This is a genomic window from Stenotrophomonas sp. GZD-301, from assembly GCF_049310345.1.
In the GTDB taxonomy this organism is placed as follows: Bacteria; Pseudomonadota; Gammaproteobacteria; order Xanthomonadales; family Xanthomonadaceae; genus Stenotrophomonas.
Window position 1 is genome coordinate 1 of the sequence record NZ_JBMOWY010000051.1, and the last position, 20,056, is coordinate 20,056.

The window sequence follows — 20,056 nt, forward strand, 5'->3', positions numbered from 1 at the left end:
CACTACGCGGTCCCCGTTACCCGATGATCCGTTTGAAGGGCGGCAGCGCGTCGATGATGCGCTTGCCGTAACGACGGGTCAGCAGCCGCGAGTCGAGGATGATCACGCGGCCGGTGTCGGTGGAGGTACGGATCAGGCGGCCGGCGAACTGGGTCAACGTGCGCAGCGCGTGCGGGATCGCGATCAGGTTGAAGGCGTTCAGGCCGCGGCTCTCGAACCACTCGCCGAGCGTGGACGTCTGCGGGTCGGTCGGCACCGCGAACGGCACCTGGGTGATCACCACGGTGGTGCACGCCTCGCCGGGCAGATCCAGGCCTTCGCCGAACGAGTTCAGCCCGAACAACACCGAGCCCTCCCCGGCGGAGGTACGCCGCAGGTGCTCGTCGATCATTTTCTGCTTGGCCGTTTCGCCCTGCACCAGCACCCGCTTGCGCTCGGCGGCCGGCATCAGCTCGGCGACCTTTTCCATCTTCCAGCGCGAGGTGAACAGCACGATGCTGCCCTTGTCCCAGTCCAGCTCCTTGACCAGGTACTTGGCGACTTCCTTGGGGTGACCTTCCTTGTCATCCGGGGTCACCGGGAACGCCGGCACGATCAGCTCAGCCTGGTTGGGCAGGTCGAACGGCGAGGCCAGCGAGACCATCTCGGCCTCGGCCGGGATGCCGTTGTCGATCGCCAGGGCCTGGAAGTCGCCGCCGCCGGTGAGCGTGGCCGAGGTCATCACCACCGAATCCACCTCGTCCCACAGCAGCTTGCGCAGCACGTTGGCCGCCGATACCGGCGAGCCGTGCAGGATCAGGTCGCCGTCGCGCGACAGGGTGACCCAGCGCGCGGTCGGCGGCTGGCCCTCCTTGTCCTCGCGGCGCCAGGCCGCCCACAGGTTGTGCTGCTGCTCGATCATTTCCAGCGCCATCCCGAGGGTGCGCTGCAGGCGCTCGCGCGCGGCATCCTCGGGTTTGCCCTTGGCCACCTGCGCATGCGCGGCATGGGCCCAGTTGAACAGCGCGCGCGTGTCGTCGGCGAGCGCCTCGATGTCGGCCATCCAGATATCCGGCAGGCGCCCGTTGGGTGCGCGCCACATCGGCTCCTGCGCCGACGGATCGGGATGCCAGCTGCGTCCGACCACGTCGCGGAAGGCCTTGAGCTGCTTGCTGACGCGCGCCGCCACCTCGATTGCTTCGTTGGGCAGCAGGTTGCCCAGCTTGTCCTTGTCCACGGCGCGGTAGGCCGCCGCGATCACGATCTGCAGCCGGCCGGTGCGCTTGGCCATTTCGTCCATCGCCAGGCTGGCCGCACCCTGGTCGATGGCGACATTGCCGATGTGATGGCCTTCGTCGAGCACCAGCAGCATGTCGCCGGGCGGGGCGATCAGCGGCTGGCCGTTGTCGCTCTCGCCGATCGACAGCGCCGACAACAGCAGCGCGTGGTTGGTGACCACGATCTGCGCCTCACGCACCGTGTTGCGCGAGCGCAGCACCGCGCACTGCGCCGAGTAGGCGCACTTGCGCCCGGCGCATCCCGACGCCGGCGTGGTGATGCGCGAGCGCAGGGTGTTGCTGATCGTCTCCGGCGCGTTGTCCAGGTCACCGTTCCAGCGACCTTCGAGGAAGGCCTTGCTCAGCGACTGCGCCAGATCCATCTCGATCGGTGCCAGCGGGCGATCGAACAGCGGCTGCTCGTCCTCGAACATGCCTTCCTGCGCGCCATCGCCATGCGCCTCAGCGGCGTTGCGCGTGCACAGATAGCGGGTGCGGCCCTTGGCCAGCGCCACTGTGGCTTCGATGCCGGTGGCCTTGAGGAAATTGGGAATGTCGCGCTCGAACAGCTGCGACTGCAGCGCCACGGTGCCGGTGCTGATCACCAGCTTCTTCTTCGTGGCCAGTGCGATCGGCACGCCGGCGGTCAGGTAGCCCAGCGACTTGCCCACGCCGGTGGGCGCTTCGACCACGCCAACGCCGCCGCTGTGCGACAGCGCACGCGAGACCACGCCGATCATCTGGCTCTGCGAACGCCGGGTGCTGAAGCCGGGAGTATTGGCCTGCAGCTTGGCGTAGGCATCGCGGATGACGGTTTTGAGCTCGTCGTTCAGCGCGCGCGGGGCTTCAACTTTTTCGGTCACGCCGGGAGGGTCCTGCCTGAATCATGGCAGGTATTTTCTCATGCCCACGGCATGGCCGTGGCCGGCATTGGTTCAGTTCCGCGACGCGGCGCACGCCGGCAGACCCGGCGGCGCCGCGCACGCAGGGTCAGCCGACCGTGCCGCGCTGGCGCAGCGCGCGGGTCATCGCCCAGATCACCAGCACCAGGCCGAACGCCTCGGCCAGCGACAGGCCGAAGTGGGCGACGCCCAGCCACAGGCTGAGCGACTGCAGGTTCTCGTACTGGTTCTGCTCTACCCACCACCGCGGCAGCAGCGACACCACCATGCCGAGCATGCAGGTGGCCGCCAGGACGCCCAAGCCGGACAGCGCCACGGTGCGGACCGCGCCGCGCGGGCTGTCCACCACCCACACCAGGGCCACGCCCAGCGCGATCAGAATCGGCAGGCGTACGCCCACCACGCTCAGCATCGACATCAACATCCCGGCATCCATGTCCGGTCAGTCCTGCCCGGCCAGCGGCGCCAGCGTGGTGCGCAGCTCGGCATACACGGCGTCGGTCTGCGGGCGCACCTCGTGCCACTGCTGGAAGCTGGCTGCGGCCTGCTCCACCAGCATGCCCAGGCCATCGACGGTGTTGCGGCACTGCGCCGCACGCGCCCAGGCCAGGAAGGCGATGGCGGCGTCGCCGTAATTGAGGTCAACCGCGGTGGTCATGCTGTTGACCAGCGACAGCGGCAGCTCGAACTTCGCCTCGCGGTCGCGGCCGGCCGAGGTGGCGTTGACGATCAGCTCGAAGTCGCCCAGGTCGCGCAGGTCGTCCCAGTAGCGGCTCAGCGCACGCCCCGGCTCGCCGATCGCATCGACCAGGGCATCGGCGCGCTCGGTGGTGCGGTTCACCACCACCAGCTCGCGGATGCCGGCATCCAGCAGGGCCGGCGCCACGCTGCGCGCCGAGCCGCCGGCACCGAGCAGCAGCACGCGGCGGCCACGCAGGTCCAGCTCATGGCGTTCGGTGAGGTCGCGGACCAGGCCCACGCCGTCGGTGGTGTCGCCGTGCCAGTAATCGCCCTTGCGCAGCAGCGTGTTGACCGAGCCGGCCAGCTTGGCGCGCGAGGTGAAGGTTTTGCACAGCGCGAACGCCGCTTCCTTGAGCGGGGCGGTGATGTTGGCGCCCACGCCACCATCGGCGGCGAACGCCTCCAGCGCGGCGGTGAACGCGGCCGGCGACGCCTCGATGGCGCGGTAGTCCAGCGCGATGCCTTCCTGGCGCGCGAAGGCGGCATGGATGTGCGGCGACTGCGAATGGGCGATGGGCTGGCCGAATACGGCGTAACGGGCGGTCATGGGTGTCTTAAACTCCGGGCCTGGATTGGAACGCAAACCCCAACGGAAGCGACGATGCGCACTCCCTTGTCACTGCTCGCGCTGAGCCTGAGTTTACTCTTCGTACCGGGCGCGATGGCGCTTTCCGAGTTCGGCATCGAAGGCATGGGCGTGGTCTCGACCAAGGCCAACGAGGCCCAGGCCACCATCGCCCCGGACGGGCAGCGCATTGTCTGGGCGTCCGACCGCAGCGGTGGCGCCGGGGGCTGGGACCTCTGGCAGGCGGTGCTGCGCGACGGGCGCTGGCAGGACCCCACGCCGCTGGCGCTCAACACCGGCAGCGATGAAACCGACCCGTACTTCAGCCACGACGGGCGCTGGCTGTACTTCGCCTCCAACCGCCCCGGCGGTCGCGGCGGGGTTGACCTGTACCGCGTGGCGGTGCACGCCGACGGCAGCGTCGGGCCGGTGATGGCGCTGCCGGCCACGGTCAACACCCGGGCCAACGAGCGCCGCCCGGCGCTGCGCCCGGATGGGCAGGTGCTGCTGTTTGCGCGCGATGGCGCCGGCACCCGCGGCGGGTTCGATCTGTTCCAGGCGGCGGTGGACGCCGACGGTTTCGCTGCGGTGACGGCGTTGCCGGCCCCGCTCAACGGCCCCGCCGACGAACTGGGCGGCGACTGGCTGGGCAACGACGGCGCGCTGGCCATCACCCGCGTGGCCGATGGCCACGCGCAGGTGTGGCTGGTGGGTTGCGATCACGGCCAGGCGGCGGTGCCGCTGACGCTGTCGTTCAACACCGCCGACGGCCAGACCGGCGCGCCCGTGGTGGATGCGTCCAAGCCCAGTGAGATGGTGGTGGCGGGCCAGGCGCGGTCGCCGAAGGCCGGCGGGTTGGATCTGTATCGGTTGCGGGCGCCATCAGTGCCCGGCTGCGGGTAATCGCCACGCGGCCGGGCAGAGCCCGGCGCTACGGGTGCGCATTGATCAATACGCGCGCAACAGCGCGGCGCGCTGCTGTTCGTACTCGGGTTCGCTGATCTCGCCGTTGTCCTTGCGCTGGTTCAGCGCGGCCAGTTCGGCCTGTACGTTCGGTGGAAGGTTGGCCTCGCGCGCCAGCCGGGCGGCGGCGGACGGCTGTTCCGGCGCGCGCCGTGCGGCCCGGACCACGCCGCGGATCACCAGACCGATCACCACCGCAAAGGCGAGTACGCCCGTGCCCCAGGTGACCCACTGCACCCACCCCATCGTCTGCATCATCGTCGTCCTGTTCGCGTGTTGGCGCGTATTGTCAGCGTTCGCGCAGCCAACGCGCCACTTGCGGGGCGAAATAGGTCAGCACGCCATCGGCGCCGGCCCGCTTGAAGCCGATCAGCGATTCGAGCACGCAGGCGCGCTCGTCCAGCCAGCCGTTGGCGAACGCTGCTTTCATCATCGCGTACTCGCCGCTGACCTGGTAAGCGAAGGTCGGCACGCCGAACTGCTGCTTCACCCGGCGCACCAGATCCAGGTACGGCATGCCCGGCTTGACCATCACCATGTCCGCGCCCTCTTCCAGGTCCAGCGCGATCTCGCGCATCGCCTCGTCGCCGTTGGCCGGGTCCATCTGGTAGGTCTTCTTGTCGGCCTTGCCGAGGCTGGCCGAGCTGCCCACCGCGTCGCGGAACGGGCCGTAGAACGCCGAGGCGTACTTGGCCGAGTAGGCCATGATGCGCACGTTGACATGGTTGTCGGCATCCAGCGCGCGGCGGATGGCGCCGATGCGGCCGTCCATCATGTCCGACGGCGACACGATGTCCACGCCTGCCGCGGCATGCGACAGCGACTGCCTGACCAGCGCCTCGACGGTGATGTCGTTGAGCACGTAGCCGTTGCCGTCGATGATCCCGTCCTGGCCGTGGGTGGTGTACGGGTCCAGGGCGATGTCGGTCATCACGCCCAGCTCCGGGAAACGCGATTTCAGCGCACGGATGGCGCGCTGCGCCAGGCCGTTGTCGTCCCACGCGGCGGCGGCATCCAGCGACTTGCCGGCCGGGTCGATCACCGGGAACAGGTCGATCACCGGGATGCCCAGCTCCAGCGCTTCTTCGGCAACCTTGAGCAGTTCGTCGATGGACAGGCGCTCCACGCCCGGCATCGATGCCACCGGCGCGCGGCCGTCCAGTTCGTGCACGAACACCGGGTAGATCAGGTCGTCGGTGGTCAGCGTGTTCTCGCGCATCAGCCGGCGCGAGAATTCGTCGTGACGCATGCGGCGGGGGCGATAGTCGGGGTGGGCCATGAAGTGCTCCGGGGCGGAATGCGGGGTTACTGCAGCAGGTACTGCCGCGGTTGCAGCGGCTCGGGCAGCGGCTGCACGCCGAGGCTGTCGAGCAGGTCGATTTCGATGGTGCGCACCAGCGCATCCAGCGGCAGGTCGTTGGGCTCCAGCCCGAACGGCTCTTCCATCTCCTCGCCGAGCTGGTCCAGGCCGAAGAAGGCATAGGCCAGCACCGCCGACACCACTGGCGTGGCCCAGCCCAGCGAACTGGCCAGGCCGAACGGCAGCAGCACGCAGAACATCCACGCGCAGCGGTGCAGCAGCAGCGTGTAGGCAAACGGCAGCGGCGTGGACAGGATGCGCTCGCAGCCGGCCTGGATGCTCGACATCGCGTGCAGGCGGGTCTCGAACTGGGCGTACAGGATCGGGTCGAGGCGGCCGGCGCGCAGCGGTTCGGCCAGGTCGGCGGCGATCATCGCCAGCAGCTGGTCGGGCGCGTTCAGGCGCTCGCCGAAGCGCGCCTGGTCAGCCTCGGCTACCCAGGGCAGCGCAGCCAGCGCGACATCGCGCCCGCGCAGTCTGGCGGCCAGCGCATGGGCGAAGCCGATGCACAGGCGGCAGATACGGTCGCGGCGCGGCGCGTCGTCGGCCAGCAGCGCGGTGCACAGGCGCGCCAGGCTGCGCGATTCATAGACCAGCTGGCCCCACAGCTTGCGTCCTTCCCACCACCGCTCGAAACAGGCGTTGTTGCGGAAGCTGAGGAAGATCGACAGCACCAGGCCGAGCAGGGTGAACGGGGCCACCGAGACGCGTTCGATGCCGGGCGGATGCCACACCTCGGCCAGCGTGGCCGCAGCGACCGCCAGCAACAGGATCGCCAGCACCTTGGGCGCCACCGCCGGAACGATGGAGCCGCGCAGGATGTACAGCAGTTGCCAGCCGTGGGGACGAGGGCGAATGATCATCGGTGCAGGAAAAGCGCCCGGACGGGCGTAGCGCCGCCGGCAGCAGCCAGGGCGGCAGGGGGCATTCTACGCCGATGCGCGCCGGGGCCCATGACGGTGCGACCGTCTGTCGCACCGGCGCAGGCGACGCGGACCCGGCTCAGACGATGCCGCCGCCCAGACCCAGCCGCAGGATCGCCACGACGACCACGATGCCGTTCAGGACCAGCCCGGCCCAGGCCCGGCCGCGCTTGCTCGGATGCGTGAACAGGATGCCGATGGCGGCGATGATCGCCCCCACCGCAGCGAAGGGAATCAGGAACCAGTTGCCCCAGCCCAGCAGCGGAATCAGCGCCAGGATCATCCACAGCAATGCGAGGATGCCCCACAACAGACTGATCAATCCCATGCCGCGATTCCTTGTAGTGGTGGCCTGGCCCACCATAGCCTAAAGGCAGGCATGCGCGCGTGCGCCGGCCGGATCGGTACGCCGTTGCGGCGGCCTCACCCGGACAGTGCTAGCGTGAAGATGAGAGGTTGGCACCGATTCAGTCGCCAGCCCCGATGATCGCGCCACAGGCCGACCGGCCCATACCATCAGGGGTGATGCCATGAACATCCGATCCATCGCACTGCTGGGCCTGCTGCTGACCGTGGCCGGCTGCGCCAGTACCTCCAAGGTGATGCTGGGCCAGGCGCGCGCGCCGGTCGACCCGGCCACCGTGCAGATCTATTCGACGCCACCGGCCGGGTCGGTCGAAATCGCCCAGCTGGAGTCGTCCAGCGCGGTCGGTTTCGGTACGCAGGGCCAGACCGACGCGGCGGTCATGCGACTCAAGCGCGAAGCGGCCGCCCTCGGCGCCAACGGGGTGATCCTGATGGGCGTGGGCTCCAGCGGCTCGCCGGTAGGCATGTCGGTGGGCGCGGGCAGCTACGGCTCGCACGTGGGCGGCGGCGTGGGCATCGGCATTCCGACCACGCAGAAGCGCGCGGCCGGCGTGGCCATCTGGGTACCCAATCCCGTCGCGCCAGCGCATGCGCGCTGACGCCCCACGCTTTGCTGCGCCGCTGCGCGGCCGCCCCCTGACTCAGGGGGCTGTGTTCCAGACGCGTAACCGGTAGTGGGGGGGGGGGGGGGGGGGGGGGGGGGGGGGGGGGTGGGGAGCCTCCCTCTCCCCCCCCCCCCCCCCCCCCCCCCCCCCCCCCCCCCCCCCCCCCCCCCCCCCCCCCCCCCCCCACTACCGGGCGCCTCAGCGTTTATCGGTTTTGTACTTCGGCACGAAGACTTCGTTGACCGCCTCGGCGAGCTGGTCCGGCGGCAACAGGCCCTGATCGAGCAGGAAGTTGTTGAACGCCAACCGGTCGAAGCGGCTGCCCAGCGCCAGTTCGGTCTGCATGCGCAGCTCCAGGATCCGCGTGTAGCCGTAGAAATAGCTGCCGGCCTGGCCGGGCGCACGCACGGTATAGCGATCCAGTTCCTGGGTGGCCATCGCCTTGGACAGCCCCACCTCGTCGATCAGCACGCGTTCGGCGTTGGCGCGATCGGTGAGCCCCAGGTTGAGCATCGGATCGAGCATCGCGCGCGCGGCGCGCAGCAGGCGGAACTGCAGGGCGATGAGCTGCCCGTCCAGCGGTTCGTACGGCACCATCTCCGCTTCGGCATACAGCGCCCAGCCTTCGACGTTGACCGAATTGAACGCGAACATGGTGCGCGCCAGCGAAATGCCGCGCTCGACCATCGCGGTGAACTGCAGTTCGTGACCAGGCCGGCCTTCGTGCGCGCTCAGCGTCCATGCGGCCGAGCCGAAGTTGAAGTCGTCGTACTGTGCCGCCTTGTCGCCGGCCGCGGGATTGCCCAGCGGCAGCACGAAGGTGCCCTGCTGACCGGTGTTGCCGACCAGCGGTGCGGGCAGGAAGTGCGGCGCCGGCGAGGCGGCGCTCTCGGCCGCCGACCCCAGCCGCATCTGCATCGGCCGCTGCGGCACATCGACGATCTTCTCGCGACGGATGATCGGGTCGATGGCATCGATCACGCCACGGTAATGGTGCTCCAGCTGGTCATCGGCGATCTTGTCGCCCTTGAGCGCGCGCACCACCGCGACCGGGTCGGTCGGGTCGGTCACCTTCAGGCCCTTGGCCTGCACCACCAGCGGCGCCAGCTGGCGCATCGCCGAACGGGTTTCCATGAACTCCAGCTGCGCACGCTGCATCAGCAGCGCCGGGGCGATGTCGATGCCGACGCGCTTGAGCTGGAAGGCGTACAGCGGCGCCGGCAGGCGGGTATCGGTACGTGCCTTGGGCAGCACCTCGCTGCGTGTCCAGTCGCGGTACTCGCGCAGCTGCGTGGCGATGGTCTTCAACGCCTCGTCGGCGCCGGCCACCTTGTACTTTCCGAACAGCTGCTCGATGCCGCTGATGTAGGTGTCCACGTTGGCCAGCGACTGCTCGACCTCGATCTTCGTCGGCTGCAGCAGGGACGTGTCGGCCAGGCGCTCTTCATAGCGCTGGCGCGACAGCGTGGTGACCGGCTGGCTGCCCGGCGCCAGGCCGGCGTACCGCTTGAGGCGGTCCAGCGCCTTGGCGCGGCGCTCGGCCGGCACCTGGTCGGACAGCAGCAGGTTGAGGCCGCTGAACACCGTCTGCGGCGTGTCCGTCCACGGCAGCAGATACTTGTCGTTGAGCTCGCTGCCTTCAATGTTCTGGGTGGCCGCAGCAATCATGATCGCCAGGTCCTGGCGCACGTTGGGGTCGCGTTCGGTGGCCAGCTTGCCCTGCAGCTCGGTGCGCGCCTTGGCCATTGCCGCCCGGTAGCGCGCGCCGTTGTCCGGACCGAAATCGGCCACCTTGTCGTCGTAACCCGGTACGCCGAAGAAGCCGGTCTCCTCCGGCTGGAACGGGCCCTGCGCATCGAGCAGGATCTGCGCCAGCGCGTTGCTGCGGGCCACCCAGGCCGGGCTGGCGGGTGCCTTTCCGGCAGCCGGCGTGGCGGCCAGGGCCGGCGGCGCACTCAGGGCGGCGGGAACGGAGAGGGCCAGCGCAACGGCAAGGACGAGCGGCTTCATGCGGGAACTCCAGCGAAGAGATGCCTGCGACCCTACGCACTCAGGGCACGGGCGGCAATCGGCCGGAGGTCATGCGCCGCTCAGGCCTCCAGCGCCTGCACCGGCACCGAGGGCGGCAGCGCCGGCGCGGGTGGACACTCGCCCTGCGCCCGGCAGTCGGCCAGCTCGCAGCGGGTGACGGCCTCGGCGTCGTCCAGCGCCGTCAGGTCGATGGTGTGGGTGTCGCCGGTCAGCACATACATCACCGGATAGTCCCACTCCGCCTGCTGCCGCCGGCCGGCCAGGAACAGATCGCCGTGCGCCTGCGGCCCACGCACCTTCAGCACCAGGTCGGCCCGGCCGCTGCCATCGCTGCCCTGCTGCAACGTGCCCACCGGCAGGTAGCCGTCGTCGATCGGCTCGCCCAGCACCTGCGCCAGTTCGATGCTGCAGCGCGCGCGCCGCATCGCCTCCACGTAAGGTTCGCTGCCGCGGCTCCACTGCGACCAGCGGTCCACCGCGAACCCGGCCGCCAGCACGCCGCCCAGTAGCACCAGCAGAACCAGCGCGGGCATGGCCCAGCGCCAGTGGCGCGCCCACCAGCCGCGTCGTGCGGTGGCGGGGGGAATCGGGGGCGACGGTGTCATCGGCGTACTCCTTGTCGAGCCGGTGGCGGGACAACGCGATCAGGGCGCCAGGCAGCGCCCCAGGAAATCCTCGGCCAGGCGGTAGCGGTGCAGCGCGTTGCTGCCCGACAGGCCGTGCTTGGCGCCGGGATAGGTCATCAGCTCGAACGGCTGGCCCCGCTTCTGCAGCGCGCTCATCAGCACGGTGGCGTTGGTGAACAGCACGTTGTCGTCGGCCATGCCGTGGATCAACAGCAGGCGCGAGCGCAGGCCGTCGATGTGCGCCAGCACGCGGGCCTCCTCGTAGCCCTTGGCATTGTTGCCGGGCAGGTTCATGTAGCGCTCGGTGTAGTGGGTGTCGTACAGGCCCCAGTCGGTGACCGGTGCGCCCGCCACGCCACAGGCGTATGTGTCGGATGCCTTGGCCAGCAGCATCAGGGTCATGTAGCCGCCGTTGGACCAGCCCTGCACGCCGATGCGCGCCGGGTCCACCCAGGGCTGCTGCTTCAGCCAGGCCACGCCGCGCAGCTGGTCGTCCACTTCCACCGTGCCCTGCACGCCGTACAGCGCGCCGCCGAAATCGCGGCCGCGGCGCGGGGTGCCGCGGTTGTCCAGCGAGAACACCACATAGCCCTGCTGGGCCAGGTACTGGTTGAACAGGTGGTCGCCACGACCGGGCCAGCTGTCGGTGACGGTCTGGCTGGCCGGCCCGCCGTACACGTACACCACCACCGGGTAGCGCTTGGCGGGGTCGAAGCCGGTCGGCTTGATCAGGCTGTAGTGCAGCGGGGTGCGGTTGTCGGCGGCGGTGAGCGTGCCGAACTCGACCGGGCGCTGCGCATCCAGGTAGCGCGCGTAGGGATGGGCCGGGTCGGACAGGTCATTCTCGACCAGGGTGGCGATCTTCTCGCCATTGGCGCGGAACAGCCCGATCTGCGGCGGGGTGGTGGTGTTGGACCAGCTGTCCACGTACACGCTGGCGTTGCGCGCGAAGCTGGCGCTGTGCATGCCCGGGGCCTGCGACAGGCGCTGCGGTGCGCCGCCCTGCAGCGGCACGGCATAGAGCTGGCTCTCGCGGGAGGAGTCGATGCCGGCACGGAAATAGGCCTTGCCGGCCTCCTCGTCCACGGCCAGCAGTTCATCGACCGGCCACGGCCCGCTGGTCAGCGCGGTGACCGTCCTGCCATCCTCGGACACGCGGTACAGGTGTTCGAAGCCACTGCGTTCGGAGGACCACAGGAAGCCGCCCTGCTTGAGGAAGCGCAGGTCGTTGTGCAGCGGTACCCAGGTGCGCGAGGTTTCGGTGACCAGCGTGTGCTGGCGACCGCTGGCCAGATCGGCCTGGATCAGCTCCAGGGTCTTCTGGTCGCGCGATTGGCGCTGGAAGGTGAGGCGTTGCGGATCGCGCCAGTCGACGCGGGCCAGGTAGATGTCGGGGTTGCGGCCCAAGTCGATCCAGCGCGGCGCGGCATCGGCCTGCGGTGCGATCACGGCCAGCGTCACGGTGACGTTGTGGTCGCCGGCGGCCGGGTAGCGCTGCTCGATCATCTCGGTGCGGTCGGCGTACATCTCGTAGCGCTTCTGCACCGGCACCGGGCTTTCGTCGATGCGTGCGAAGGCGATCGCCGAGTCGTCCGGCGCCCACCAGTAACCGGTGTGGCGATCCATCTCTTCATCGGCGACGAACTCGGCCACGCCGTTGCCGATGGTGTCGCTGCCGTCGCGGGTGAGCTGGATCTGGCGGCCGCTGGCCAGGTCGATCACCCACAGGTTGCGGGCGCGCACGAAGCTGACGAAGCCGCCCTTCGGCGAGAGCTTGGCGTCGGTGGCGAAGCCCTCGCCGTGGGTGAGCTGGCGCACGGCCGCCTGGCCCTGCTTGCCCAGGTCGTACAGGTAGAGCTCACCGCCGAGCGGGAACAGCAGCGTGCGTGCGTCCGGCGACCACTGGTAATCGACGATGCCGGTCATCGCGGCGATGCGCTGGCGCTCGCGGCGGGCCTTCTCGGCGTCGCTGAGGGTCTCGGTGCCGGGCAGCACCACCTTGGAGTCCACCAGCAGGCGGGTCTGCCCGCTGGCGATGTCGTAGGCCCACAGGTCCAGCTGGTTGCGGTCGGCATCCTTGCCACGCAGGAAGCTGACGCGCGACCCGTCCGGGGCCACCTTGGGCTTCATCAGGGTCGGGCCAGACAGCGGCAGCGGACCGGTGATGGCCTCCAGCGTGAGTTTTTCGGCGTGGGCGAGCGAGGTCGTGGCGAGCATCAGGGCGAGCGAAGCAAACAGGTGGCGCATGGAGGGTTCCGGCAGCGTCTGGGCGACTCCCCGCCGCGCGCACGCGGCAGGGAACGCTTCATCCTAACCAAGCCGGCGCGGGAAGGCAGCATGACCTTGGACCCGCGCGCGCCGCGATCGGGCCTCAACGCGGGCCGAACAGGTGTCTGCGCTCTTCCTCGCCCAGCGGTTTGCCGGCATCGGGATTGACCTGCGCACGCAGCGCGTAGGCACGCTGGGTGGCCGGGCGCGCGGCGATGGCGTCGTGCCAGCGCTTGAGGTGGGGGAAGGCGGCGAAGTCCACCGGCAGCGCGTCGTACGCGCCGATCCAGGGGTAGCTGGCCATGTCGGCGATGCTGTAGCTGTCCCCGCCCAGGTAGGCGCTGGCGGCCAGACGCTTGTCCATCACCCCGTGCAGGCGGCGCACCTCGTTGTTGTAGCGCTCGACCGCGTAGGGGATGCGCTCGGGCGCGTAGACATTGAAGTGGCCCATCTGCCCGCTCATCGGGCCCAGCCCGGCCATCTGCCAGAACAGCCATTCCAGCACCGCCACGCGGCCGCGGCTGTCGGCGGGCAGGAAGCTGCCGGTCTTCTCGGCCAGGTACAGCAGGATGGCGCCGGATTCGAACACGCTCTGCGGCGCACCGCCGTCGGTCGGCTGGTGGTCGACCAGCGCCGGCATCTTGTTGTTGGGAGAAATGGCCAGGAAGTCGGGTTTGAACTGGTCGCCGGCGCCGATGTTGACGGGTTTGACCTGGTACGGCAGGCCGGTTTCTTCCAGCATCAGCGTGACTTTGTGGCCGTTCGGGGTAGGCCAGTAGTACAGGTCGATCATGTCGTGGGCTCGGCGAAGGCGAAGGCCGAGTGTAGTGCGTGAGTTGGGTTGGCAGGGTCAATCCGGCCCGGTACGCTGCCGCCTCTCCCGCAACGCAGCATTCCAGCATGTCCCCTTCCCCGCCCCGCCGCCTCAGCCCCATGTCCTCCCTGATCTTCGCCTCGCGCTGGCTGCAGCTGCCGCTGTACCTGGGGCTGATCCTGGCCCAGTGCGTCTACGTATTCCTGTTCGGCAAGGAACTGTGGCACCTCATCCACGACGCCAACAGCCTGGGCGAGCAGCAGATCATGCTGATCGTGCTCGGTCTGATCGACGTGGTGATGATCTCCAACCTGCTGGTGATGGTGATCGTGGGCGGTTACGAGACCTTCGTGTCGCGCCTGGGCCTGGAAGGCCATCCCGACCAGCCGGAGTGGCTGAGCCACGTCAACGCCAGCGTGCTCAAGGTCAAGCTGGCCCTGTCGATCATCGGCATCTCCTCGATCCACCTGCTCAAGACCTTCATCGCCGCCGGCGCGCTGGACGGCCTGCCGCTGTGCCCGCCGGAACTGATGAACGCGGCCGCCTCCAACATCGGCGCCAGCAAGTGCAGCTCGATGACCAGCGCCGGCGTGCTCTGGCAGACCATCATCCACTGCGTGTTCATCCTCTCGGCGATCGGCATCGCCTGGACCGACAAACTGATGTCCGGTCCGTCGTCCAAGGCCCACGCGCACTGACGTTGCGCCCTCCGGCCGGCATCGGCGACGATGCCGGCTGGTCCCACCGGCCCGGCCCCTGCGTCGCGCCGGTGATGCTAGATTGCACACCTGCAGCAGCGCCGTGGACGCCGGGAAACGTCCAGGGGCGTCGGCCGGCCTGACCGCTTCAGGTCTTACGTACCGTCGTATTCAAGGGGAAGTTGGATGTCGCACGTCACCACGTTTGCCAAGGCGCGCCTGCTCGCGCCGGTCACCCTGCTGCTGGCGCTGGCCGCCTGCTCGGGCAAGGACGAACCGAAACCCGCCGACGCGCCGGCCACGCCCGCCGCCACCGGTGCCGCTGCGGCACCTGCCGCGCCGGCCGTCTCCGCCAAGGTGCAGTCGCTGGGCACCGAAGAGCTGCGCGAACTGGCCAGCAAGGCGCTGCGCGAGAACCGCATGTACGCCCCGGCCGGCGACAACGCGATGGAGTACTACCTGGCGCTGCGCGACAAGACCCCGGACGATGCGTCGGTGAAAAGCGCGCTGACCGACCTGCTGCCCTACACGCTGATCGCGGCCGAACAGAACCTCACCCGCGAGGACTTCAACGAAGCCCAGCGCCTGGTCGCACTGATCGAGAAGGTCGATACCACCGCACCGGCGCTGCCGCGCCTGAAGCAGGGCATCACCGGCGGCATGCAGACCGCGCTCAAGCGCACCCAGGAAGAGACCGACAAGGTCAAAAAGGACGCCGAAACCCGCGCCAAGCAGCTGGTCGAGCAGCAGCGCCAGGCCCAGCAGCAGGCCGGCGAAGCCGAGGCGGCGCGCCAGATTGCCGCCCAGCAGGAAGCCGCCCGCCGCGACACCGACCGCCAGGATGCCGAGCGCCAGGCCGCCGCGCGCCGCGAGGCCGAACAGCGCCAGCAGCAGGCCGCCGCCCAACAGGCCGCGGCCGCGCGCGCTACCCCGGCCGCCTCGCCGAGCCTGCGCCCGGTCAGCACCCCGGCACCGCGCTACCCGGCCGACGCGTTGCGCTCGGGTACCTCGGGCGAGGTGCTGGTGGAAATCACCGTCGGCACCGACGGCTCGGTAACCAACGCCCGCGTGCTGCGTGCCAACCCTGCGCGCGTGTTCGATCGCGAGGCACTCAACGCGGTGAAGCGCTGGAAGTTCGAACCGGTCGGCGCGCCGGTCACCACCCGCCGTACGCTGGCCTTCGCCCCCGAAGGCGGTTGAGCAGCACGCGGCATTTCTGAAGAAGCCCGGCACACGCCGGGCTTTTTTGTTTCAGGGCGTGACGTCTGCGCTGCGCCCGGTCGGCGCGCGCCGCCCTGCCTTCACCGCCACAGCATCCGCTCCCGATGCCGCTGCTGCGCCCGTGCGTAGATGGCCGGATCGCTGGCAAACTCAGCCATGAAGCGCGGCTCCGGCAATGCATGGGGGTCATCCGGTGCAATCGCGCACTCGGCCTCCAGCTCTGGCGGAAACACCGGTGCACGGCAGGTCTTGAACGTGAGCCAGCGGCTGAGCGTCAACGCGCCATAGATGGGAAACAGCAGCGTGCAGCGCAGCGGGAACAGCGTGGTGCCCATCATCAGGCACACCAGCATCCAGCAGTTGCGCAGCGTGCCCTTCGGCGAGAGGGTGATCACCCGGTCCAGCGGATCGTCGAAACAGTGTTCCGGCCCGTCCCGCATATAGCGGCAGATCAACGCCCACTGCTCGCGGATATCGTCGTTGTGATTCCAGAAGTGGCCAATGGTGAAGGTCTGCTGCACCTGCCGGTGGCGGTCGAGCAGATGGCAGCGCAGGTCGCGCAGGCCGGGGTCCTGCCCGCCACGGCCGATGTGGAAGAACGCATTCGGCGAGCCCCAGGGCACGACGACCACGCCACCGGGACCGTTGTGGCGGAAGAAGTAGACCTTGCGGGTGACGCGGTTGAAGCGAACCGGGTAGTGGGTGTACTGGAAAAGGTCCTTTCTCAAGTGCAGCGTCCAGAACAGCCACCACCCCCCTATGCCAGCGACGAAAGGGAACAGCAACGAGAGAAGGCTCTCCGTCATCTCTTCATGCATCGTGATCACGAGCTCGGCAACGGCCACCAACCCCACGAGAATCCCCAGCGACACCACCAGCTGAATGAGCGTCGGGGCCATTCCTTTGATCTTGAACGTGCGGTCAACAAACTCGATGTAGACGGAGTTGAATTTGACCAAACCGACGGCGTCGTCAGGTACTGCTCGCTCCTCTCCTGAAGGATTCAGCTCTGCCAACGCTTCAACGTTGGAGATGCTCCGGCCGTATTTGAAGGGAGGCTGCCATCCACTAAGCACCTTGATCTGCCCTCAATGCTCTAAGCGCCGCGTTCTGCGATTCCAGATCAGCAAAACACCCTGTCTTGTTCCCTCCGAAATGCATGGTCTTATCCAACCAGCGCTGTACGCCGTCAGGTTTGAACCACGCAACCACCACGGTGACGATGGCAACCACGATCAGCAGAATGATTGCGACCGGTATTCCGTAGCCGGACATCATCAGTGCAGAAGCCAACGCGCCTACAAATCCCAACCCCATCATGCTGATTCCATATGCCCTGTTGAGTTTCGCATCCCTGTAACCATCTGCGAACGTGAGTGCACCCAACACCACACCCGCCACACCACTCAACCAACGCCCACCCGCCTTCACCACTGCTGCCTTCGTGTCAGCCCTGAACATCCACCGGCCCATCGGTTCGGCGAGCTTCTGCGAGAACCACGGCAGCTTGGTGCCGACCTCCCCCATGACCATCGCTGCATCACCCAGCAGCGCCGCCACGCCTGCACTGAAGTTGGCCGCGAGCATCCCGCGCGTGTCAGCGGTCGCGGTGGCGAACTGTTTGTGGAGCTGGCCCAGGCTGGCCGATGCCAGGACCAGACCTGCCATGCCGTAACCGAGCGAGGTGCTGCCCAGGTTGGACAGACTTGCGCGCATCGCGTCGTGCAGGTCCAGCACGGTCAGGGTGCGCATCAGCTCGGCCTGGCGCCCAGGACCGGTGATGACCGCCTTGGCGTTGAGCGCCTTGAACAGCCGCAGCCGATCGGCGTCCACCAGCGCGACCATGCCGAACCGGAACCTGCCATCACGGATGTCGACGTCGGTGGTTTCAATCACTTCGGCGGCCGCCGCGGCGGCCTGCTGCGCGCTGTTGAGGCCTGCATGGGCTGCCAGGCGCATTGCCAACGCCTTGCGCGCCCGTTTGGGCGTGGTGTGCCCGACCAGATCGACCAGCTCGGTCCCGGGTGAGGCGGACTGCGCCAGCGCAGTGAGCAGCCCTACCTGCCAGCGAGCGGGCAGCCTACCGACGTCCTGGGCGACCAGGCTGCCGATCTCCGTGCCGATGATGCGCGACATCGGGCCGGAGAGCTGTTCCACCAGCCGTGCCGTGCCTTGGAACATACCGCCGAGCTTGGCGTCCGTTTCGGCATCCAGCAGACCCTTGAGGGCGTTGGACAATCCATTGGCCGCCACCAGCCAGTCGCGCGCGCCGGGTGCGGTGGAGGTATCGGACAAGGTGTCCTTCCATACCGCGATCAACCCGTCCTGGTTCCACATCTGGGCGCGCAGCACGATGGCGTCGGGGTCGAGCGGATCGCCGTGGGTGAGGCAGTCCAGCACGTACTGGAAGACCTTGCCGCGCGAGGTCGCATCGCGCAGCAGCGTGGTGACCACTTCCTGGTAGAGCACACCGCTGGTGGTGTTGGCGCTGTCGAAATGGCCGGTCATATGCTGCCTGAAGGCCGTGGCGGACAGCCAGGCGATGTAGGCATCGTCGAGCGCCGCGATGTTCTTCTCGTAGAACGCCTGCTGCTCCACGGCGTAGGTCTGCGTGAGCCACCGTGCGTGTCCGTCGTCGTCGCGAAGGTGCCTGCGGTACTTCTTCCACGAGGCCTGCCCGAACTGGAGAACCTCCGCTTCGTCCTGTACCGCGAACACGTCGTTGGTCCAGGTGGGCAGGGGCCGGGCCAGCTGATCCGACCCGGTCCTGCCACCCAGCACGGTCACCACGCCCCTGCCCAGGCGGGCGTTGCGTCCACGCCGGTGCGCTTCGTCTTCGAGCGCACCCTGGCCGATCGCCGCCTGCAGCGCGGCGATGGCGGCGGCCGATTGGCGCTTTTCCTGCCGCTCGGGTTCGTTCTCCCATTCCAGTATCCGGGCGATGGCAAGCTGGTTTAGGTCGGCGATGATGCCGACCGGGTCGTCCAGCGCCACCAGCGCCGGGGCCACGGCCAGTGGATGCCCGGGGGTGACCTGCCGCCCCGCCAGGCGGGCCTGCGCGCTCAGCAGATCGATCTGCGCGCGCGAGTATTGATCGGGCGCGCACAGGCTGTGCTCCAGCGTCTTGGCGCCGGGCAGCACGTTGACGGTCGGCAGGTTGGTCACGTCCGGCGTGTGCGAGCGCGGCCGGTCGGCCGCTGCGGCGTGGAACTCGGCCACCTGGTCCACTGCCTGGTGCAGGGCGGCAACATGCGGTTGTGCGGTGGCCGATGCGGCCCATCGGCCGACATCGATACGTCGCATGGTGCGGGCGCGATAGCGCGCATCCCGGTGCCGCTGCCAGACCCGCTGCGTCCACGGTGCAGTGCTGAACGCCACCCACAGCGCGGTGCCGAACGCGGCATCCGGAACGACGATGCATTTGGCGAACAGGGCACTGCCATGCCGCGAACAGCGCGCCGGCGTGTCATCGCTCTGCGGCGGCGGGGTGGCATCGCGGATGTCGAACGCGGACAGGTCCCCGTGTTCGTTGACCTGCCAGGCCAGCCACTCGTCGCGCGCTTCGTTGTAGGCATAGACGTAGCCGCCACGCAGCAGGCGGAGGGTGTAGCGCGCATCGGCGGCCGGCAGGGCGATGTCCTGCACACCGGCCCCGAACGGTGCCACCAGCGCTGGTGCGGGCCGCCGGACGTCCTGGTCGGCGCGCGCCACCGCGTAGCGCGACAGCAGGATGGGAAAGCCGAAGGTGATGCAGTTCGGGCAGTAGGCGGGGTCGTTCACCGGGTCGGTCATGCGGCCGTCCCGAGGGTGGCGCGACGTTCGTACTGGCACGCCATGACATAGGACATGCCCCGCCCCCGCACGTGGGCCAGGCGCTGCCGCACCTCCGGGCGCTGCTGGAAGCCGCTGCCGTGGCGCAGGCGCTGGCAGGCGTACTGCCGCAGGTCGGCCGGGTCGTGCAGGCCCGCGGTGCGGGCCTCGCGGATGCCGTCCAGCAACGCACGCACCCCGCCCTCCCCCGCGCCTTCGCCGGCGTCGGCCAGATCACGCAGGCAGCGGTTGAGTACGCCCACCTGGGCCAGATCCAGCCATTGGCCCGGCTGCAGCAGCACGCTTGGCGAGGGCGGCACCGCCGGGCGGGCCTGTGCGCGCCAAGTGACGCTCACCGGCTCATGCCAGAGCCACGTTGCCACCGGACCCATCACGCAGGCCATCTGCGCGGGCGTCAACAGCCAGCGCAGGTGACGGAACACGCCGGCATCGTGCAGACGCAGCCAGTGCGGTCCCACGCCGGGCTGCACAAGGCGCATCACGCGCTGCAGGTGACTGCGGGCGGCGGGAGCATCGTCGCAGGCCAGCAGCGCGCAGAACAGCGGGCGGCCGTACTCGCGCAGATGCGCGTCAGCCTGATCGAGCAGCTGCAGCCGGCGGTCCCACGCGAGCGCCTCCAGCGTGACCAGCAGCGGCGGATGGCGCGCGCGTCCTGCCAGCCCTTCCGGCTGAAGTACGTGGGTGGGAAGGTCGGCGAACTGGGCCGGGGCTACGTGGCGCGGATCGATCAGCGCGTGGGTCTGCGCAAGAAACACGCGATGCCACAGCGCGACAGGGGCGGCGGCGGGGGAATCCAGGTCCATGAAAGGGCAGTGTCGATGGCGTCGTCCAAGGCTAGGAACGACACGCCTGGCAGAGTAGAGCCAGACCCGACATCCGTTCGAGG

The 20,056-nt window shown here is 68.9% G+C and carries 18 protein-coding genes; 4 read left to right on the plus strand and 14 right to left on the minus strand.

The annotated features are described in order from the left end of the window. Positions 1-16: 16 nt before the first annotated feature. From dinG to aroE, 3 genes are all read right to left on the minus strand, one after another. Positions 17-2,119, minus strand: coding sequence for an ATP-dependent DNA helicase DinG (gene dinG, locus ACO6VK_RS14015; protein WP_422508111.1), 2,103 nt, complete (start codon positions 2,117-2,119; stop codon positions 17-19). Between the two features lie 127 nt (positions 2,120-2,246). Further along, positions 2,247-2,582, minus strand: a complete 336-nt coding sequence (locus ACO6VK_RS14020) for a hypothetical protein (protein ID WP_422508113.1) — start codon at positions 2,580-2,582, stop codon at positions 2,247-2,249. 18 nt (positions 2,583-2,600) lie between these two features. Continuing rightward, the gene (gene aroE / locus ACO6VK_RS14025) at positions 2,601-3,446 is read right to left on the minus strand and encodes a shikimate dehydrogenase (RefSeq protein ID WP_411852514.1); all 846 of its coding nucleotides are present in this window, start codon (positions 3,444-3,446) and stop codon (positions 2,601-2,603) included. Between the two features lie 54 nt (positions 3,447-3,500). Here aroE and ACO6VK_RS14030 point away from each other — a divergent pair, with 54 nt between their 5' ends. After that, on the plus strand, positions 3,501-4,367 hold the full coding sequence (locus ACO6VK_RS14030; RefSeq protein ID WP_422508115.1) for a TolB-like protein: 867 nt from the start codon (positions 3,501-3,503) through the stop codon (positions 4,365-4,367). 45 nt (positions 4,368-4,412) lie between these two features. Here ACO6VK_RS14030 and ACO6VK_RS14035 read toward each other — a convergent pair whose 3' ends face one another. From ACO6VK_RS14035 to ACO6VK_RS14050, 4 genes are all read right to left on the minus strand, one after another. After that, positions 4,413-4,685 carry a gas vesicle protein GvpG gene (locus ACO6VK_RS14035; protein ID WP_422508117.1) on the minus strand — a complete coding sequence of 91 codons (273 nt, stop codon included), beginning with the start codon at positions 4,683-4,685 and terminating at the stop codon, positions 4,413-4,415. A gap of 31 nt (positions 4,686-4,716) precedes the next feature. After that, positions 4,717-5,706 (minus strand): porphobilinogen synthase, encoded by a 990-nt coding sequence (gene hemB / locus ACO6VK_RS14040; RefSeq protein WP_017354362.1) that lies wholly within the window; start codon positions 5,704-5,706, stop codon positions 4,717-4,719. 26 nt (positions 5,707-5,732) lie between these two features. Continuing rightward, complete coding sequence (locus ACO6VK_RS14045) at positions 5,733-6,650, minus strand: bestrophin family protein (RefSeq protein ID WP_422508120.1); 918 nt, start codon at positions 6,648-6,650, stop codon at positions 5,733-5,735. Positions 6,651-6,789: 139 nt separating this feature from the next. After that, the gene (locus ACO6VK_RS14050; RefSeq protein ID WP_017354360.1) at positions 6,790-7,038 is read right to left on the minus strand and encodes a hypothetical protein; all 249 of its coding nucleotides are present in this window, start codon (positions 7,036-7,038) and stop codon (positions 6,790-6,792) included. A gap of 202 nt (positions 7,039-7,240) precedes the next feature. Between ACO6VK_RS14050 and ACO6VK_RS14055 the strand changes: the two genes are divergently transcribed. Then, on the plus strand, positions 7,241-7,675 hold the full coding sequence (locus ACO6VK_RS14055; protein WP_422508122.1) for a hypothetical protein: 435 nt from the start codon (positions 7,241-7,243) through the stop codon (positions 7,673-7,675). Positions 7,676-7,879: 204 nt separating this feature from the next. Here ACO6VK_RS14055 and ACO6VK_RS14060 read toward each other — a convergent pair whose 3' ends face one another. The 4 genes from ACO6VK_RS14060 to ACO6VK_RS14075 all read right to left on the minus strand — a co-directional run bounded on the left by ACO6VK_RS14060 (position 7,880) and on the right by ACO6VK_RS14075 (position 13,399). Continuing rightward, positions 7,880-9,691 (minus strand): DUF885 domain-containing protein, encoded by a 1,812-nt coding sequence (locus ACO6VK_RS14060; protein WP_422508124.1) that lies wholly within the window; start codon positions 9,689-9,691, stop codon positions 7,880-7,882. 80 nt (positions 9,692-9,771) lie between these two features. Beyond that, entirely contained in the window at positions 9,772-10,317 is a 546-nt protein-coding gene (locus tag ACO6VK_RS14065) for a cytochrome c oxidase assembly factor Coa1 family protein (RefSeq protein ID WP_422508126.1), read from the minus strand. Between the two features lie 39 nt (positions 10,318-10,356). Beyond that, positions 10,357-12,585 carry a DPP IV N-terminal domain-containing protein gene (locus tag ACO6VK_RS14070; RefSeq protein WP_422508128.1) on the minus strand — a complete coding sequence of 743 codons (2,229 nt, stop codon included), beginning with the start codon at positions 12,583-12,585 and terminating at the stop codon, positions 10,357-10,359. Positions 12,586-12,709: 124 nt separating this feature from the next. Then, positions 12,710-13,399 carry a glutathione S-transferase N-terminal domain-containing protein gene (locus ACO6VK_RS14075; RefSeq protein WP_422508130.1) on the minus strand — a complete coding sequence of 230 codons (690 nt, stop codon included), beginning with the start codon at positions 13,397-13,399 and terminating at the stop codon, positions 12,710-12,712. Positions 13,400-13,506: 107 nt separating this feature from the next. On the opposite strand from ACO6VK_RS14075, the gene ACO6VK_RS14080 reads away from it, so the two are divergent. After that, a complete protein-coding gene (locus ACO6VK_RS14080) occupies positions 13,507-14,118 on the plus strand; it encodes a TIGR00645 family protein (protein ID WP_422508132.1) in 612 nt (203 codons plus the stop codon). Positions 14,119-14,304: 186 nt separating this feature from the next. Next, the gene (locus ACO6VK_RS14085; RefSeq protein WP_422508134.1) at positions 14,305-15,318 is read left to right on the plus strand and encodes an energy transducer TonB; all 1,014 of its coding nucleotides are present in this window, start codon (positions 14,305-14,307) and stop codon (positions 15,316-15,318) included. A gap of 101 nt (positions 15,319-15,419) precedes the next feature. Here ACO6VK_RS14085 and ACO6VK_RS14090 read toward each other — a convergent pair whose 3' ends face one another. From ACO6VK_RS14090 to ACO6VK_RS14100, 3 genes are read right to left on the minus strand one after another with little or no spacing between them, the layout of a single operon-like run. After that, positions 15,420-16,355, minus strand: coding sequence for a DUF6708 domain-containing protein (locus ACO6VK_RS14090; RefSeq protein WP_422508136.1), 936 nt, complete (start codon positions 16,353-16,355; stop codon positions 15,420-15,422). 52 nt (positions 16,356-16,407) lie between these two features. Next, on the minus strand, positions 16,408-19,131 hold the full coding sequence (locus ACO6VK_RS14095) for a T6SS effector BTH_I2691 family protein (RefSeq protein WP_422508138.1): 2,724 nt from the start codon (positions 19,129-19,131) through the stop codon (positions 16,408-16,410). After that, entirely contained in the window at positions 19,128-19,973 is an 846-nt protein-coding gene (locus tag ACO6VK_RS14100) for a hypothetical protein (RefSeq protein ID WP_422508140.1), read from the minus strand. The genes ACO6VK_RS14095 and ACO6VK_RS14100 overlap by 4 nt, the downstream gene beginning before the upstream one ends. Positions 19,974-20,056: the final 83 nt, after the last annotated feature.

Coding starts and splice junctions, on each gene's coding strand:
- ACO6VK_RS14020 (WP_422508113.1), bottom strand. CDS start 2,582: ATGTTGATGTCGATGCTGAGCGTGGTGGGCGTACGCCTGCCGATTCTG.
- aroE (WP_411852514.1), bottom strand. CDS start 3,446: ATGACCGCCCGTTACGCCGTATTCGGCCAGCCCATCGCCCATTCGCAG.
- ACO6VK_RS14030 (WP_422508115.1), top strand. CDS start 3,501: ATGCGCACTCCCTTGTCACTGCTCGCGCTGAGCCTGAGTTTACTCTTC.
- ACO6VK_RS14035 (WP_422508117.1), bottom strand. CDS start 4,685: ATGATGCAGACGATGGGGTGGGTGCAGTGGGTCACCTGGGGCACGGGC.
- hemB (WP_017354362.1), bottom strand. CDS start 5,706: ATGGCCCACCCCGACTATCGCCCCCGCCGCATGCGTCACGACGAATTC.
- ACO6VK_RS14045 (WP_422508120.1), bottom strand. CDS start 6,650: ATGATCATTCGCCCTCGTCCCCACGGCTGGCAACTGCTGTACATCCTG.
- ACO6VK_RS14050 (WP_017354360.1), bottom strand. CDS start 7,038: ATGGGATTGATCAGTCTGTTGTGGGGCATCCTCGCATTGCTGTGGATG.
- ACO6VK_RS14055 (WP_422508122.1), top strand. CDS start 7,241: ATGAACATCCGATCCATCGCACTGCTGGGCCTGCTGCTGACCGTGGCC.
- ACO6VK_RS14060 (WP_422508124.1), bottom strand. CDS start 9,691: ATGAAGCCGCTCGTCCTTGCCGTTGCGCTGGCCCTCTCCGTTCCCGCC.
- ACO6VK_RS14065 (WP_422508126.1), bottom strand. CDS start 10,317: ATGACACCGTCGCCCCCGATTCCCCCCGCCACCGCACGACGCGGCTGG.
- ACO6VK_RS14070 (WP_422508128.1), bottom strand. CDS start 12,585: ATGCGCCACCTGTTTGCTTCGCTCGCCCTGATGCTCGCCACGACCTCG.
- ACO6VK_RS14075 (WP_422508130.1), bottom strand. CDS start 13,399: ATGATCGACCTGTACTACTGGCCTACCCCGAACGGCCACAAAGTCACG.
- ACO6VK_RS14080 (WP_422508132.1), top strand. CDS start 13,507: ATGTCCCCTTCCCCGCCCCGCCGCCTCAGCCCCATGTCCTCCCTGATC.
- ACO6VK_RS14085 (WP_422508134.1), top strand. CDS start 14,305: ATGTCGCACGTCACCACGTTTGCCAAGGCGCGCCTGCTCGCGCCGGTC.
- ACO6VK_RS14095 (WP_422508138.1), bottom strand. CDS start 19,131: ATGACCGACCCGGTGAACGACCCCGCCTACTGCCCGAACTGCATCACC.
- ACO6VK_RS14100 (WP_422508140.1), bottom strand. CDS start 19,973: ATGGACCTGGATTCCCCCGCCGCCGCCCCTGTCGCGCTGTGGCATCGC.